The sequence below is a fragment of the Marinobacterium sp. xm-g-48 genome (assembly GCF_013282925.1).
GTDB lineage: Bacteria > Pseudomonadota > Gammaproteobacteria > Pseudomonadales > Balneatricaceae > Marinobacterium_E.
Genome location: NZ_WBYQ01000006.1, coordinates 85,125 through 101,140, shown reverse-complemented (window position 1 = coordinate 101,140; position 16,016 = coordinate 85,125). Strand labels below are relative to the sequence as shown.

The 16,016-nt window shown below is 47.3% G+C and carries 20 protein-coding genes and 1 tRNA gene; 10 read left to right on the top strand and 11 right to left on the bottom strand.

Going from position 1 to position 16,016, the window contains the following annotated elements:
- The first annotated feature begins 2 nt into the window (after positions 1–2).
- Positions 3–1,739: a diguanylate cyclase gene (locus XMG48_RS10000; RefSeq protein ID WP_173481924.1), complete on the top strand. Its 1,737-nt coding sequence runs from the start codon at positions 3–5 to the stop codon at positions 1,737–1,739.
- On the opposite strand, the gene XMG48_RS09995 is transcribed toward XMG48_RS10000, so the two are convergent.
- Positions 1,708–2,028 (bottom strand): AzlD domain-containing protein, encoded by a 321-nt coding sequence (locus tag XMG48_RS09995; RefSeq protein ID WP_173481923.1) that lies wholly within the window; start codon positions 2,026–2,028, stop codon positions 1,708–1,710. The genes XMG48_RS10000 and XMG48_RS09995 overlap by 32 nt on opposite strands.
- Positions 2,025–2,753: an AzlC family ABC transporter permease gene (locus XMG48_RS09990; protein WP_217362110.1), complete on the bottom strand. Its 729-nt coding sequence runs from the start codon at positions 2,751–2,753 to the stop codon at positions 2,025–2,027. Before XMG48_RS09990 ends, XMG48_RS09995 begins: the two co-directional genes overlap by 4 nt.
- Before the next feature lie 102 nt (positions 2,754–2,855).
- Between XMG48_RS09990 and XMG48_RS09985 the strand changes: the two genes are divergently transcribed.
- Both XMG48_RS09985 and XMG48_RS09980 read left to right on the top strand, forming a co-directional pair.
- Complete coding sequence (locus XMG48_RS09985) at positions 2,856–3,251, top strand: nucleoside-diphosphate sugar epimerase/dehydratase (RefSeq protein WP_173481922.1); 396 nt, start codon at positions 2,856–2,858, stop codon at positions 3,249–3,251.
- Positions 3,238–4,113 carry a DMT family transporter gene (locus XMG48_RS09980; RefSeq protein WP_173481921.1) on the top strand — a complete coding sequence of 292 codons (876 nt, stop codon included), beginning with the start codon at positions 3,238–3,240 and terminating at the stop codon, positions 4,111–4,113. The genes XMG48_RS09985 and XMG48_RS09980 overlap by 14 nt, the downstream gene beginning before the upstream one ends.
- Before the next feature lie 30 nt (positions 4,114–4,143).
- On the opposite strand, the gene XMG48_RS09975 is transcribed toward XMG48_RS09980, so the two are convergent.
- Entirely contained in the window at positions 4,144–4,359 is a 216-nt protein-coding gene (locus XMG48_RS09975; RefSeq protein WP_173481920.1) for a DUF2892 domain-containing protein, read from the bottom strand.
- Positions 4,360–4,524: 165 nt separating this feature from the next.
- Between XMG48_RS09975 and pyrC the strand changes: the two genes are divergently transcribed.
- Both pyrC and XMG48_RS09965 read left to right on the top strand, forming a co-directional pair.
- Positions 4,525–5,559 (top strand): dihydroorotase, encoded by a 1,035-nt coding sequence (gene pyrC, locus XMG48_RS09970; RefSeq protein WP_173481919.1) that lies wholly within the window; start codon positions 4,525–4,527, stop codon positions 5,557–5,559.
- A gap of 96 nt (positions 5,560–5,655) precedes the next feature.
- Positions 5,656–5,732 (top strand) — tRNA-Arg (locus XMG48_RS09965).
- 204 nt (positions 5,733–5,936) lie between these two features.
- On the opposite strand, the gene XMG48_RS09960 is transcribed toward XMG48_RS09965, so the two are convergent.
- From XMG48_RS09960 to rluF, 7 genes are all read right to left on the bottom strand, one after another.
- Positions 5,937–7,265: a sensor histidine kinase gene (locus XMG48_RS09960; RefSeq protein WP_173481918.1), complete on the bottom strand. Its 1,329-nt coding sequence runs from the start codon at positions 7,263–7,265 to the stop codon at positions 5,937–5,939.
- Between the two features lies 1 nt (position 7,266).
- The gene (locus tag XMG48_RS09955) at positions 7,267–7,938 is read right to left on the bottom strand and encodes a response regulator transcription factor (protein ID WP_173481961.1); all 672 of its coding nucleotides are present in this window, start codon (positions 7,936–7,938) and stop codon (positions 7,267–7,269) included.
- Positions 7,939–7,940: 2 nt separating this feature from the next.
- Positions 7,941–8,150: a PepSY domain-containing protein gene (locus XMG48_RS09950; protein ID WP_173481917.1), complete on the bottom strand. Its 210-nt coding sequence runs from the start codon at positions 8,148–8,150 to the stop codon at positions 7,941–7,943.
- A 64-nt stretch (positions 8,151–8,214) separates the two neighbouring features.
- A complete protein-coding gene (locus tag XMG48_RS09945) occupies positions 8,215–8,832 on the bottom strand; it encodes a diheme cytochrome c (protein ID WP_173481916.1) in 618 nt (205 codons plus the stop codon).
- 15 nt (positions 8,833–8,847) lie between these two features.
- Complete coding sequence (locus tag XMG48_RS09940) at positions 8,848–9,234, bottom strand: DUF1924 domain-containing protein (RefSeq protein ID WP_173481915.1); 387 nt, start codon at positions 9,232–9,234, stop codon at positions 8,848–8,850.
- On the bottom strand, positions 9,224–9,796 hold the full coding sequence (locus tag XMG48_RS09935) for a cytochrome b/b6 domain-containing protein (RefSeq protein WP_173481914.1): 573 nt from the start codon (positions 9,794–9,796) through the stop codon (positions 9,224–9,226). Before XMG48_RS09935 ends, XMG48_RS09940 begins: the two co-directional genes overlap by 11 nt.
- A gap of 185 nt (positions 9,797–9,981) precedes the next feature.
- Positions 9,982–10,968: a 23S rRNA pseudouridine(2604) synthase RluF gene (rluF, locus tag XMG48_RS09930; protein ID WP_173481913.1), complete on the bottom strand. Its 987-nt coding sequence runs from the start codon at positions 10,966–10,968 to the stop codon at positions 9,982–9,984.
- Between the two features lie 89 nt (positions 10,969–11,057).
- Here rluF and XMG48_RS09925 point away from each other — a divergent pair, with 89 nt between their 5' ends.
- From XMG48_RS09925 to XMG48_RS09905, 5 genes are all read left to right on the top strand, one after another.
- Complete coding sequence (locus XMG48_RS09925) at positions 11,058–11,402, top strand: hypothetical protein (RefSeq protein WP_173481912.1); 345 nt, start codon at positions 11,058–11,060, stop codon at positions 11,400–11,402.
- A gap of 149 nt (positions 11,403–11,551) precedes the next feature.
- Positions 11,552–11,713 carry a hypothetical protein gene (locus XMG48_RS09920; protein ID WP_173481911.1) on the top strand — a complete coding sequence of 54 codons (162 nt, stop codon included), beginning with the start codon at positions 11,552–11,554 and terminating at the stop codon, positions 11,711–11,713.
- Positions 11,714–11,763: 50 nt separating this feature from the next.
- On the top strand, positions 11,764–12,432 hold the full coding sequence (locus XMG48_RS09915; RefSeq protein ID WP_217362111.1) for a rhodanese-like domain-containing protein: 669 nt from the start codon (positions 11,764–11,766) through the stop codon (positions 12,430–12,432).
- A gap of 82 nt (positions 12,433–12,514) precedes the next feature.
- A complete protein-coding gene (locus XMG48_RS09910; protein WP_173481910.1) occupies positions 12,515–13,183 on the top strand; it encodes a rhodanese-like domain-containing protein in 669 nt (222 codons plus the stop codon).
- Between the two features lie 315 nt (positions 13,184–13,498).
- Positions 13,499–13,918 carry a cytochrome c5 family protein gene (locus XMG48_RS09905; RefSeq protein ID WP_173481909.1) on the top strand — a complete coding sequence of 140 codons (420 nt, stop codon included), beginning with the start codon at positions 13,499–13,501 and terminating at the stop codon, positions 13,916–13,918.
- A gap of 51 nt (positions 13,919–13,969) precedes the next feature.
- Here XMG48_RS09905 and rep read toward each other — a convergent pair whose 3' ends face one another.
- Positions 13,970–15,985 carry a DNA helicase Rep gene (rep, locus tag XMG48_RS09900; RefSeq protein ID WP_173481908.1) on the bottom strand — a complete coding sequence of 672 codons (2,016 nt, stop codon included), beginning with the start codon at positions 15,983–15,985 and terminating at the stop codon, positions 13,970–13,972.
- Positions 15,986–16,016: the final 31 nt, after the last annotated feature.

The window sequence follows — 16,016 nt, the reverse complement described above, 5'->3', positions numbered from 1 at the left end:
GAATGCCTGCTCAAAGAGTTCCTTTTACCACTCGAATTTACACCGGTTATTTTTTAATGGGGCTGATTACCCTTGCGCTGGGGATTATTGCTTTTATCGGGCTCACAACCCTTAACAAACAGTTTGATCAACAAAACGATCTATCGAGCAATTTAAAACATGCAACGCAATTAGGTTTTCATGCAGCCGAGATGCAGAGCCGCGCTGAAACCTTTTTAAGAGTTGGTCAGACACAAGCAGCCGACTCTGTCGACATTGCCTACCGATCTGCACTGTACGAGCTATCAACGCTCTCGTCATTAGAGAGCGAAACAGCCAAACCGATCATAAAACGAGTGGATGCACATCTTCATACTTTTCAAAAGGCGTTTAAGGCAGCTAAAACTCAGCGATCGCGCCGACAACAGCTTGTAAAGACAACACTTCCCAGTGTCACGAATAGTTGGGGCGCTCTAATCGAAGCCTATCAAAAGCAGACCATATCGGCCGGCTCTTTAGCGATTAGCAACAATATTTGGCGAGACCTATTAATCATCGAAAAACACATGGGGCAATATTTTGAGTCACTCAACCCAGCCGAGCTGGAACTGGTGGATGAGTACTATCAACACGTAATGGGGTTGATAGAAGATCTCTACATTCTAGAGAGCTACCCCCCACAAATTACCCGTTTAGATATCATCCATGACTCATTAACTCGTGGTTACTCAACATTCAATGAGGGTGTTCAAACCACCCGAAACTATCTATTTTTAATTAATGTTGTCATGGCGGCCGAGAGTTTTGAGATTAAATATCTTTCTGAGAAATTAACTCAAGAGTTCAGGCAGGCCCTAAGCGGCACTCAAGAACAATCTTCAAGCATAGTCAGTTCTTTATCACAGCAGCTGATTGCACTCTGCATTCTTTTTATCTTGATGACGATCATTATCGGCATGGTCGTCGGCAAAAGCATAGAGAGACCCATTGCCAGATTGAGGGAGATTTTTGATCGACTTTCCAATGGCGAGCGAAAAGTCCTCATCCCAACTTACGACTCTAAAGATGAGATAGCGGCACTGGCTGTTTCAGCAGAGGCATTTAGGGAAGCCAACGAAAACACACAGAAGCTGCTCGATAAATACCAAGAGCTCAGTTCGCAACTCGATGAGAAGGTAAAACAACGAACCAAAGAGCTCGAGAAAGCGAATCACCGGTTAAAAGATCTATCGGTAAAAGATGGACTTACGCAGATCTATAACCGACGCTTCCTCGATGCAAGCTTGGTCGAAAACTTTAATCGTGCCCGACGCAGCGCCCTTCCACTATCGGTCATCATACTAGATATCGATTATTTCAAAGCGTACAACGATACCTATGGCCATCAGGCGGGCGATACCTGTATTCAACGTGTAACCCAAGCGATGAGTCATGTATTTCATCGCTCTACTGATACCGTCGCTCGTTACGGTGGCGAGGAGTTTGTTGCACTCCTATTCGACACGCCTGCGCCAGCGGCACAAGCGCTTGCTGAAAAACTGCGTAAAGAGATTGAATCGAAAAACATTCCGCATCGTGCTTCACCCATTGGGTGTGTCACAGTGAGTTTGGGCTGTTGCACCTGGACACCTGATACAGAATTCATGAGTGGCGAAGAGCTCTTAAATCAGGCAGACAAAGCGCTGTATCGATCCAAAGAGAGCGGGCGAAACCAATTAGGCATCTGTTCTACAAAACCGCCATCAGAAGGGTGTAGCTGAGTATTCCTGCTAACAATGAGTAGAGCAAACTTCGTGTCCAAGCGCCAACCAACAGGGTTAAAAACGCAGCGATCAGTCGAGTCGGCTCTAACTCTCCGCTACTGCTACTTAACACCATAGGCATAGCTATACCCGGCAAAATAGCCACTGATGTGTAACCTAAAGCTCGCTCAACCGGTTTAGGAAGTTGACGATCACCAATTAGCCCTAAGAAAGAGAAACGAATCGCAAAGCTACCCAGACTTAAGCCCGCAATGATCATCCAAACATACAGATCAGAGTGAATCATACAGCCTCCTTCGAACGGCGCTTTTCAAGCCAAACTTCCGATAGATAGCCCACCGCCAACGCCATGACTCCGGCCACCAAAAGTCCTGAACTGAATGGGAAATCTGCAAATAACAAGGTAAACAGGACTGAGGTAAATGCTGCAAGTAGGTGTGGAATACTTCTTAAAAGTGGTGCAACCAAGGCTAAAAAGGTGACGGGGACCGCAAATTCCAGCCCTAATTCGGATGGAATTTGATTGCCCACCACCGCTCCAAGATAAGTGCCGAGATACCATAGAGAGGAGACCGGAATCGCAACCCCAAAAAAGACACCTAACCGCTCATCCAACGAAAGGTTGGGGTTTTTATTGTGCTCTAGCGCTGTCACAGCGTATGACTGATCAAAAATCCAATAGCTTGCTAGGACTCTCTGCCAGAGTTTCGCTTTCCCAATCAGTGGCACTAGGGCAGCTGAGTACATGCCCATCCTCAGGTTCACCGCAAGCGAGGTGGCTAGAATAATGACGGTAGGGGCATTCTCCTCCATAAGTGTCACGGCTGTAATTTGCGCAGCGCCTGCTAAGACCGCAAAGCTAAACCCCATCACTTGAAGCACATTTAAACCTGCTTCTGTGGCTAAAAGCCCAAACAGTGTGCCAAATGGAACCATGACGATATAGAAAGGGAGCGACGAGATAAAACCACGCCTAGCGCCTTGCCAAAATAGCTTATTACGACCAAACAACAGAGGTTTCCTTATGGGACGGAAAAAGTGAGAATAGTGTTTCAGTTAGGTCCACTATTGTGATCTTTAGCCAACGCGACAACAAGTAAAAAGAGGAACTAAGTGCTCGACAAAATCCTGAATGCATTTCGCAATTCAAAATGGCGAGGCTCAAGTTTCATTATCGTGGGTATCGATTTTGTAGAACATCAACTCGCCCAAGCACTGATTGAGAGAGGTGGAAAAATAATAGCCTTTGTCGATGATGAGCCATGGAGCCATAAAACCGAGATGCTTGGAGCCCCGCTTCGATATCCAAGCGAAATAGAAGCACTGGCTCAGCGACATCATGTTCAAGCTGTGGTTACATTCAACCAAAGATCTGAGCTGCTGCCTGATGAATGCGTTAAGCAACTTAGCTCAATGAACATACCCACTGTCCAAATGGACCCAAACCTGAGTTTGGAAGAACAACTGAATACGATCTCTTCAACGCTGGACTCATATGAACAGAAGTAACTCGACACTGATTGGTTTTTCAGCCATAGCGCTCTGGGGTGCCTTGGCTCTGTTAACTCGGTTAACGGATAACCAGATCCCACCCTTTCAATTAATGTCGATGACCTTCGCCATTGCTTTTCTACTGATGCTTACCAAATGGCGTAAAGAGGGTCACTGGGGTGTCCGTTACGCAAAACAGAAAAAGCCTGTCTGGCTATTAGGCGTAAGTGGCTATTTTGGTTACCACTTCTGCTACTTTTTAGCGATGTCGAAAGCGCCGGCTGTGCAGGTCAGTCTATTAGCCTACCTTTGGCCCCTACTGATTGTTCTATTCTCTACCCTACTTCCAGGCCACCGTTTTAGATGGGCGCATCTAGTCGGCGCTCTATCAGCTCTAGCGGGCTGTTGGTTATTGATTGGGGGTGGCAGTGACGCCTTCGAACCGCAATACACGTCAGGCTATCTAATCGCCCTAGCCTGCGCTCTAATCTGGTCTAGCTTTTCTGTCACCAGCCGTTTGGCCGCCAATGTACCGACCGATGCGGCTGGCTGGTTTTGTGGTGCCACAGCGGTATTGGCCTTCTTCTGTCACCTCGCCTGGGAGACAACCGTCATGCCAGCCAATCTGATTCAATGGATAGGAGTGATTGGCCTTGGCCTGGGGCCAGTCGGCATCGCCTTTTTCACTTGGGATTACGGGGTAAAGCACGGCAATATTCAACTGCTGGGGGTACTAGCCTATTCGGCACCGTTGATCTCGGTCGTACTGTTGGTTCTGTTTGGATTAGCGGAACCGAGCTGGACTCTTGCCTGGGCCTGTCTGGCTATTGTCGGTGGGTCACTGATTGCAGGTTTTGAACGCAACAAAAAAGCCGCTTAATAGAGCGGCTCTTCAATCACTTAGCGGAACTTAAAACGCTGTACCCGCTTTACCGCCTAGCTTCTTCAGGATAATTGCCAATGGGCAGAATCCAGTAAAGGCTGTTTGGAATAGGTTCGCACCAACAAAGGCTGTGAACCACAACCAGTACTCACTGACAAACAGCGGGCTAGCCGCTACGCCCAGTGCCAAGCTCAACAAAACCATAAAGCCAGCAAAGGCAAATACCATACGTTCTACAGACATGTTCCGTCCCTCTCAAAATTGAAATTAAGTGGTTCAACTAGAACCAATATCGATATATTAGTTTTTACTAATTAAACAAGCAACTAATTTATAAAATGCACAGCGACCTCTAACCAAACCGTGTAAAATATTCAGATCGAAAATTTTTAAGGAGTGGGCGATCCCATGAACGAAATCACCATCAAAACACCCGATGATTGGCACCTTCACTTTCGTGATGGCGATATCCTTGCTGAGACAGTAGCAGCTACCGCTCGCTGTTTTGATCGTGCGATTGTCATGCCTAATCTTGCACCACCGGTTCGTAACGCTGCTGACGCAGAGGCCTACAAACAGCGCATCCTTGCTGCACGACCAGCGGGTTCGAACTTTGAGCCATTAATGACGCTTTACCTCACCGACAGAACCACCGCTGAAGATATCAATGAAGCGGCTAAAGCGGGCATTAAAGCCGTTAAGCTTTACCCTGCCGGTGCGACTACAAACTCGGATGCTGCAGTAACGAACATCGATGGCTTAGCCGATGTGTTCGCTGCGCTGGAAGCGAACAACATGCTTCTACTGGTCCATGGTGAGGTCACTGATTCGCATATTGATATCTTTGATCGCGAAAAAGAGTTCATCGATCAACGCATGGGGCCAATCACACAGAAGTACCCAACGCTTAAAATTGTCTTTGAGCACATCACCACCAAAGACGCAGCTGAGTTTGTGCTTGCGGCGGGCGGTAACATTGGTGCCACCATTACACCGCAGCATTTGATGCTGAACCGTAATGATCTTCTGGTCGGGGGTATTCGCCCACACAACTACTGCTTACCAGTCTTAAAACGCAACATTCACCAGCAAGCGCTTCGTGATGTCGTTGCATTAGGATCTGACAAATTCTTCTTAGGCACCGACTCAGCACCGCATGAACAGGCTAAAAAAGAGACTGCCTGTGGCTGTGCAGGATGTTACAGCGCCTGGGCAGCCATTGAACTCTACACTCAAGTGTTTGATGAGTTAGGGGCACTGGATAAACTGGAAGGCTTTGCGAGTCTACACGGCCCTAAATTTTATGGCCTACCGGAAAACAGCGGCACCATCACACTGGTGAAAGAGTCCTGGACACTACCAGAGAGCATCACCCTACCGAATGGCCGCCCCATCATCCCATTCATGGCCGGAAGTGAGGTTCAGTGGAAGCTGAAACGCTAGAACTCACTTGCAAAGCGAGGCGGTATCAGTAAGATTCACGCCTCAAAATAAATCACCTACAGCTCACCGGAACTCCGCAGGGCTGGATAAAGTTTAGCGTCTATAGCTCAGCTGGATAGAGTAGCAGGTTCCGATCCTGTTGGTCGGGGGTTCGAATCCCTCTAGGCGCGCCATATAAACCAAAAGGCCCCGCATACTGCAGTATGCGGGGCCTTTTGGTTTATTGGAGAGTGTTGAGACTCTAAGAAGGGGGTTCGACAAAATTGTCGGGAACAATTTTGAACGCACGCCAGTGCGGGCCTGAAAGGCCGAGGTCAGGATTGACCGAGTAATCCCGGGCGCGCCATCTCTACCTTCACCAAGCAAAACCAATCCGTTTAAATGGGTAATTCGACTTTAACGCCAAGCCCACCAAGCAATCCGTCACTAAAGCTTAAATTACCCGAATAGCTTTCTACTACCGCTTTACTGATGGCGATACCGAGGCCTGAACCTGACACTGCAGAATCTTCGTCTAAACGAACGCCTCGTTGAGTTAGTCGAATCATATTCTCTTGCGACACCCCTGTTCCATCATCCTCTATTAAAAGAATCCAACGGTGATTTTCACGTGAGTAGGTTATCGATAACTCAGCTTTTGAAGTCGCATACCTTAGGGCGTTATCTAGCAAATTGCCAATAAGCTCGAGCATATCATCTCGATCATAGGGGAGTTCATATCGGGGCAGTTGTTTTAGGTGTAACTCCTTACTGGGGTAAATTCGTTTAAAGAGCTCAACCATAGGGGTCAAGTCAGCGTAAGGAGCAAACAGTTTGCCGGGCGTTGGTGTTCCTGAAATACGAGCTCGTCGAAGTTCGCGGTCCATCAAATGCTGAAACTCTTCACTTAGAGCTATTGCCTTGGCAGAGTTTTCATTTGAATCTAGTTCAGAGGAGAGCCAGCGTAACTTCTGAATAGGCCGCTTCAGCTCATGAGCTAGATTGCCTAAACCTGTGCGTGATCTCTCTATTTGCGCAGCTGAGCGAGCCAATAATCGATTGAGCGCAGAGGCTAAAGGCGCTATCTCTCGAGGAAGTTGATCCGGGAATTGAATCGATGAACTGATGTCACCAGCCTCAATCGCTTGCCGAACTGGCTCTAGGCTAGCAAAACCTGATTTAACCATTCGCCTTTGTAGCCAAACGACCACCCCAAAAACAACCACCATGATTAGAAATAGCAACAGCTCTAATAGCCATTGATTGTTATAGAGCTCCGTTACATCCTCAGCAACCGCAAGCGTAAAATTGACATCTGATTTTTTAAATCCTTGAGTAAGAATCATCCAGCGCTGGTCATCATTAATAATCACCGCAATATCAACAATGCCAGGGGCAACTGACGATACATTAAGCTCGCGATCCCAAAGAGAGCGAGAGAGTGCCTGAAACTGCTCGGACTGAAGTTTGAAATAGTGGCCAGACTCTACGCGTTGATAAATAGAGGAGATACGCTCTTGTTGCAGTTGCCACTGACTGTTTGTATCCAAACTCAAAGCGGTGATAATCGTCTCTGCATCATGACCAAGGCGTTGTTCGATAATGTCATCAACAAACGAGCGAACAGTAAGATGTAAGGGCAATAACAGCAGAACAGCAAGAAGCAGCAGAAGTTTAGTTAAGCGAGACTGGAGATGCGCCTCAATTGAGTATCCCTGCTTAAACATCTTATTCGCTCACATCCAACTGAACGATGTATCCCTGGCCACGTTTGGTCTCAATGAACTCTTTCCCAAAATATTGGCGAAGACGGTTGATGTAGACCTCGATCACGTTGCTATCTTTGAGCATCTCCTCTTCATAGACATGTTCACTCAGCTCCGTCTTAGATACGATTTTTCCTGCATGAGTAATCAGATAACGCAGCAATCGAAACTCTTTGCCGGTCAATGAAATACTCTGCCCTAACGCATCAATTGCCTGTTGGGTATCAACGTTTAAAGAAACGCCCTGACAGACTAAAGTGTTATCTGCACGCCCTTGATTACGGCGCATCACCGCTTCTATACGCGCTTGGAGCTCTTCAAAATGGAAAGGCTTAGTAAGGTAGTCATCTGCACCATGCTTAAGACCATCCACCTTCTCTTGCCAGGAGTCGCGAGCCGTAAGAATCACAATGGGGGTATCAATACCCGCACCTCTCAGGTTAGATAGCACCTCAATTCCTGGGCGTTTAGGCAACCCCAGGTCGAGAATAATGCCGTCAAATGACTCTTCTTGAGCAAGAAACTCGCCATCTACTCCATCTCGGGCCACCTCCACTGCAAAGCCCGCTTTTTGCAATTGGGGTTTTAATTGATCGATGAGTTCGGTGTCATCTTCAATGAGCAGTAGGCGCATCATTAATCCTCCAATTTCTCTTGAAGAAGCTCACCCGAAGCTGCGTCGATGTAATACTCACGCACCTCACCGTCACCACCGAGAACCTCAAATTCATAGATCAATTTGCCATCTTTGCGTTCTAGCTCAAGATCTAAGATTTTGCCGATAAATGTCTGTGCGTGTCTGTCCTGTAGTTCCGAAAGTGAGAGGATATGACCCGACTCCAACAACTCCCTCGCCTCCCGCTGTGAGAGGTTATCTCCCGCAATAGAAGGCAACGAAAGTGCTAGGAGATTAATGATCCCAGCGGCCGTGATTCGGAATATTGACCGAGTCGTCATCAAAGTAGCCCTGCTCTGCTCTATCCCCGTGACAAGCCTGACACTGGCTAAAACTACCAACATCTGGATTACCGGTTACCATACGATCCGGTACCTCATCATGCTTCTTTTTAAAGTAACGTAACTCAGTAATACGCAGTGGTGTAGCGTTATCTGATACGCTGCGTAAAAACTTACGTGCCCTTCGATTTGAACTGTTTTCAGCCGCATTATCAACCAGATACTGAGTAATCGCTTGTTGTGATGTAGGATCCAACTCGGCATTTTCACCAAAGTGATTATCTAAATTACCCATCATCTTCTGCCAACTTCGCTCAGGTAGAAATCCTGTAGGATAGGCCATATGACAGTCTGCACACTCATCAATATAGAGCTGGCGTGCTGGCGAATTATCTGTCTGTTTTAAAGCACCATTTCGACGCTCACCGTACTCATCGTCATCTTGACCGAAGATTTTCCAGCCCTCATCAGCGAAGGCGACATTAACAACACCAACCATTCCAACCCCTAGAGCACTAGTAAGCAGTGTCGTACCCAAAATCCAACGGACCGTTTTAATGCTAAGTTTCATATTTCTATCTCGCTCTTATTGATTAGATAACCAGAGTAGGATGTCTCCTTTCTCTGCTGGGGTGCACTCGCGGCCAAGCGTCCATTTACAGTTCCTTAGGAACCACTTATTAATCTTATGATCCTGCGTAAGTCGCTCCGGATTTACGCTTGGCGCTAGAGGATCAATCGCCTTTTTGGTTTTTGCATGCTGGCCTACCAGTTTCACATCAGACCCATGACAGGTTGTACAGCTCTTACCGTTAAAGTCTCGGTTCCACAACGCTTTACCTGCGTCTGCATTAGCACTTTTACCACTAGCCGCCTCGAAGGCTGCCACCATGCGATCACTCACTGGCGTTGCATTTGCAGCCACTACAAAGAGTGAACCTATCAGTGCGATAGCAAATTTATTAATTCTCATCGCCCTTCTCCTCGATCTCTTTTTTCCCGTTGATCATCGCTCGAACTAGGTTTTCCCCATGGACTAAACTGCTGATTAAGACACCTGATATATGGAACAACACGAAGGCTAGAACTAGATTAGCAACGGCCTCATGAACGTCTTCCATCCAGTACCCTGAAATCGACTCTACCCAAGTGCCAGCAAGCGGTCCTATGCCATCTGGCGCTACAGAAGCCATGCCTGTAAAAGTGAGTAATCCAAGAGAGAGAAGCAGGACAATCACCATTAATCCACCTGCCGGGTTATGCCCCACATAGTGTTTAGGACGCAAAGCAGCCAGATCAATCAGATAGCTTTTAATCGTATTTATACGGTAAACAAAATCGCTGAAGCGTGCGTGGCGGGTGCCAATAAAACCCCACACAATACGGAAAGCTACTAAAGCGGCAATGGTATAACCGGCCCAGAAATGTAGAGTGTCAAATTCGTCTGCACTTATCCAAGCGATCGCAAAGCTCAACACGAGCGCCCAGTGAAAAACACGGACTAATGGATCCCAAACCCTGATCTCTTTTTTCATTGAATACTCCAAAGGTTTATTCAAATTTCTCAACTTGAATGAGATCTTGCCTTGAGCAAGATAAAACCAAGCTTAAAAATTTATTATGAGATTGGAGTTACAAAAAATTGAGGAGAAGCAGCTAATAGTGCTTCTTTATGCAGTGCGAATTTAGAATAGCTTATTGGAGATATCCGTCTAATCGGTTATCGCTTTCTGGCACGACCGCCAGACCCACTGGAAGACTTTCCGCTTTTAGCCGCGCCACCGCGTTTTGCTCCTCGATCAGGATGTTTGGTTGTCGGTTTACGCACGATCGGTTTGCCTGCCGCATTTCGTTTTGGTCCTTTGGCATTAGGTTTTTTACCTTCTCCGTGGCTATTACGATTTGCTTGCCCTTTCTTGTGTGTGGATTGGGAGGGTTTTGATCGGTTCGGGCTGCGTGATTTGCGTGTTCCGGGCTTCGCCTCTGACGAGGAGTGCTCTACTGATTTTAAAAGCGTTGTTAACTCTTTTTGTGTCAGATCTCGCCAATCGCCAAGCGCTAGGCCCTTCAGGTCGACGTTCATAATGCGGGTACGCTCTAGCTTTACGACCTCATAGCCAAAATGTTCGCACATACGGCGAATCTGTCGGTTAAGCCCTTGAACAAGCGTTATGTTGAACACACGAGTATCTAACTTTTTCACGGGGCACTTTTTGGTCATTGTGCCAAGAATGGGGACTCCGCCCGCCATCCCTTCTATGAACGCCGGAGTGATCGGTTTATTAACCGTGACCACATACTCTTTCTCGTGGTTATTACCCGCGCGCAGGACTTTGTTAACCAAATCGCCATTATTGGTCATAAAAATCAGACCCTGAGAGTCTTTATCTAGACGGCCGATTGGGAAGATACGCACACCGTGATTAACGAAATCAACGATATTGTTGGGACGTGAGCTCTCTGTAGTCGATTCAATCCCTACAGGTTTATTCAGGGCTATAAAGACGAAGTCATCGGGCTCTGGTGGGTCGATCATCTGACCATTGACGCGAACCTGATCTCCAGGGTGTACTTGGTCTCCAATCTGAGCCCGTTTACCGTTAATAAAGACATTACCCTGTTCAATAAAGCGATCGGCTTCTCGTCGAGAGCAGATACCACTCTCACTGATAAATTTATTGAGTCGCTTTGCTGAACCGTTGAACATGGCTTAGAGTAATCCTGATTAATTGATCGTCTATTGTATCGATCGAACCAGGCTTCACCAACTTAGACCGCAGATTCATAAGTGAAAAAATGACAAACATAACCGCTTTGCTCTTGGCCCTGTCTGTAACAGCACCGGTATTAGCCGATACAGATAACTACACCTTTATATCGGGAAGTGATATTTACGAAGCTTTATCACAGGAGTCGATGGTCGTTCAGGGGTATGTGTTAGGCGTGACCGATGCACTGAAGCACAGCACAGATTCCAGTAGCTGTTTTGTGATTCCTATGCGTCCCGATGCGGATGCCGTTATCTATTCAACCTATTTAGACTATTGGCAGAACCGCCAAATTCCCGACAGTGGAACTGAGGCAATCACTCAGATGATGCTAAACAACTTCCCTTGTGCGACCAACGTCGAAAATAACTGATATCTCTTAACAATTTACGTTAATTACTAATCAATATACGTTTTCAGGCCGTAAACTTTGAAAATTGATAAATATCAATCTATTGTTATGGGAGAAGTCAGAAATTGACTGCAAAGTTAATTCTGATACTTCTAAAAATGGAGAACATCATGAATCTTAAATTTCTAGCCGCAATCCTTACATCGTTGATGATGGCTTTCGCATTTGTATCACCAGCTCATGCAGCTGATGAGGGCGAAGCAAAGTCTATCTACTGCGATGACGGTTCACTTTGTGTACCAGAGGGTGAGCCAGAACCAGAGTGTGATTAATTTCAACACTCAATAATTATTAAAAAAGAAACATCACTGAGGAATCAAACATGATCCGTAAATCTCTTGTAATGGGCCTAGTTGGCGTAGTTGCTACAGGTATGGCGAGTCTTTCAATGGCTGGCTCTCACTCGGACGACAAACCAGTCGGCATCACTGGCGACCTATTGTCGATTGAAGTCATGCACAACGGCAGCAAAGTGACTGTTGAGCGTAACGCTGACAACCAGAACACTGTAAACCCATCATTCGCATTGACTTCACGTCCTTGTCCTCCTTTCTGTATCCAACCAATGAAACTTGCACCTGGTGTCGAAACCATTGGTGAAGTAGAGATGATTGGCTACATGGAGAAAGCGTCTGCAGGTGACGACTCTATCCTAATCATCGACTCACGTACTCCAGACTGGGCTGCGCGTGGCATGATCCCTGGTGCGATCAACCTACCATGGACAGCACTATCAACTCGTAAAGGTGCTGACCCAATCTCTATTGGTGAGATCTTCACTGACACATTCGGTGCTGAAGAGTTCGACGGTCTTTGGAAGTTCGGTAACGCTAAAACTCTAGTAATGTACTGTAACGGTATGTGGTGTGGCCAGTCGCCAACTAACATCAAAGCACTTCTAGACTTCGGCTACCCAGCGCACAAAATCAAGTGGTACCGTGGTGGTATGCAGAACTGGGAAAACCTTGGCCTAACAACTGTTAAGCCTTAATTGGGGTTTTATACCTAGTTGAACAAAAAAGCGTAGTTATTAACGACTGCGCTTTTTTTTGCCTAAAAATAAGGAAGATACAATGAAAAAAATTCTAATCGCGTCACTGGCCGCTCTCACACTGGCTGGCTGTAACTCTGCAGCAACTAAAACAGAGTCGGCTGCAGCAACCAAGCCTGTGGGTATCACTGGCAGCCTAATGTCGGCTGAGGTCAAGCATAAGGGTGAAAAAGTAACCGTCATGCGTAACCAAGATACTAAAAACACCGTGAACCCTTCTTTCGCAATGACATCACGCCCTTGTCCGCCATTCTGTATTCAGCCAATCGTACTGGCACCCGGTGTTGAGACCATTGGTGAAGTAGAGATGGTCGGCTATATGGAAGCGGTCTCTGCAGGTGATGACTCAATCCTTATCATCGACTCACGCACCCCAGACTGGGCTGCTCGCGGCATGATTCCTGGAGCAGTAAACATTCCATGGACTAAGCTGTCGACTCGTAAAGGGGCAGACCCTATCTCTATCGGCGAGATCATCGTGGAAGATTTCGGTGGTGAAGAGTTTGATGGCCTATGGAAGTACGGTAAGGCTAAAACTCTAGTGATGTACTGTAACGGTATGTGGTGTGGCCAATCGCCAACCAACATCAAAGCGCTGCTTGATTTCGGTTACCCAGCTGACAAGATCAAGTGGTACCGCGGTGGTATGCAGGATTGGGAAACACTCGGTTTCACAACCGTTAAACCCTAAGTCGTGCGTCCCTAAGGATAAGGATAAGAGAGCTTCGGCTCTCTTATCCTTTCACCTTTAATCTTCTCATCTTTTAGTCTAAAGCCAATCCCACCGATCATCTCTGATCCTCGATAAAGCACTAAAACAGTCACAAGTTGCCCCTATATGCTAGTTATACCAACCCCTTACATCTTTAAACGATAAGAACCAAAGATAGCGTTATTTCGAATAAAACTAATAATCGTTATAATGCGCGCAGAATTTTTAGCCTTCGGTCTAGGTTACCCACAAGGTAGCAAGTAGAGCCGACTTCAATACAGAGAGGAGCAGCCAATGAAAGCAATCATTTCTAAGGCTTCAACAGCACTATGTACTCTAGGTCTAACGTTTGTAGCTCTATCAGCGCAAGCCGTTACTTCTGAAGATGTCATCGCAGAACGTCTAATGCCAGTAGGCAAAGTGTGTCTACAAGGTGATGAAAGCTGTGGTTCAGCTTCTGCAGCACCAGCGGGTGGTGCCCGAACTGCAGCGGATATCGTCGCGGTTTCATGTAATTCTTGTCATGGTGCAGGTGTATTAGGCGCTCCTAAGATCGGCTCTGGTGAATGGGCTGCACGCCTAGATGCTAAAGGTCTAGACACCTTGGTTAGCAATGCAATTAATGGCATCGGTGCAATGCCTCCCCGCGGTACATGTTCTGACTGTACTGATGATGAGATCAAAGCATCAATTGAGTACATGATCGCTCAATAAGCGATACTCGATAAAAAACAGCGCCTATAGGCGCTGTTTTTGTGTGTACTATCAGAAATCATCCAATAGATTTTTTAATCCAGCCAAGGTCTGTTTGCCTCTGACTCGGTTTCGTTCTGGATCGACTTCGCCATGCCCTTCACGCTCAATATCCTCATCGGGCAGTTCGTCTAGGAATCGACTCGGTTCACAACTCTGCCACTCCCCAAACTGTTTACGCTTCTTCGCTAACGTCATCGCTAACGTGCGCTGCGCTCGGGTGATGCCCACATAGGCGAGACGACGTTCCTCTTCGATGGTGTCCGACTCGATGCTATTTCGGTGCGGTAACAGATCCTCTTCCATACCCATTAGGTAGACATGGGGGAACTCCAATCCCTTAGAGGCGTGTAGCGTCATTAACTGAACACGATCGGAGTCATCCTCCTCCTCTTGGCGTTCTAGCAAGTCGAGCAGCACAAGTCGCGCAATCGCCTCTTCAATGCCCGCATCTGGATCATCTTCTTGGATACGCTCCAAGGAGGCACGAAGGGAGTCGACTAGGAACCAGACATTCTGAATACGCTTTTCCGCGATAATATCGCTTGAGGCGTTAGCGGTAATCCACTCTTCGTAGCCAATTTCGGCGATCAGTTCACGAATCGCCCCAATGGGATCCGACCCCAAACAGAGTGAGTGCAAACGCTCTATCATCTCAGTAAAGGCACGCAGCCGAGCCAGCGCGTTGGGCTTCATAACCTGCTCGATACCCAACTCATCGACCGCTGCAAACATGCTGATATGTCGCTCGGTTGCATACTCCCCGAGCTGCTGCAGTGTGGTAGGTCCGATCTCTCGACGCGGCAAGTTGATGATACGAAGGAAGGCGTTATCGTCGTCGCGATTGATCAACACTTTGAAGTAAGCCATCAAATCTTTGATCTCGGCGCGAGCAAAGAACGAGGTGCCGCCGCTGAGCTTATAAGGCACCTTAAAGTTCTGCATTTTAATCTCGAGCAACCTGGCTTGGTGATTGCCACGATAGAGCACAGCAAAATCTTTAAAGGGTGCGCGCTCTCGCAGGTGTCGTTCCAGAATCTCGGTCGCGATGCGCTCACACTCCGCATCTTCACTGGGTAGGTGTATCAGACGCAGCGGATCACCCATGCCCATTTCGCTCCACAGCGTCTTATCAAACACGTGGGGGTTGTTCGCAATCAAGGTGTTAGCCGCCTTGAGTATGCGGCTTGTAGAGCGATAGTTCTGCTCTAGCTTTACTAGTTTTAAACTTGGAAAGTCGTGCTGCAGTTGGGCCAGATTCTCTGGACGAGCACCACGCCATGCGTAGATCGACTGATCATCATCACCTACGACGGTTAAACCTGTACGATGCCCCACCAGCTGTCGAACTAGACGGTACTGTGACAAGTTGGTGTCTTGGTACTCATCGACTAACAAGTAGCGAATGCGGTTTTGCCAACGCTCTAACACCTCTGGCTTTTGATCAAACAGCCGCACAGGCACCAAAATAAGATCATCAAAATCGACCGCGTTATAGGCACGAAGGTGGCGCTCATATGCCTCATAGGCTCTGGCGCAGAGAATGTCGATCGGCTCTGAGACAGTCTCCAGAGCCTGTTGAGGCGTGATCATCTCATTCTTCCAAGAGGAGATTTGGCTCTGAACGACATTGATCTTATCCGTGTCCTCATCGTGATGGACTAGAAGATCTCGAATTAAGATGCGACTGTCTTGGTCATCAAACAACGAAAAGCCTGGCTTCATTCCGAGCGCTTTATGCTCACGGCGCAAGATGGTTAGACCAAGATTGTGGAAGGTTGAGACAATCAAACCGCGTGCCGCTTTACCCTCCACCAGCGACATGACTCGCTCTTTCATCTCACGCGAGGCTTTGTTGGTAAAGGTAACCGCCGCAATGTGGCGCGCCTCAATGCCGCACTCTTCAATGAGATAAGCGATTTTTCGCGTGATGACACTGGTTTTACCTGAGCCAGCGCCAGCCAATACCAGCAGTGGACCACTGATGTATTCGACGGCTTCTTTCTGACGGGGGTTAAGGCGTGACATGTTTGATGAGCAGACTCGATATTAGGGCGCA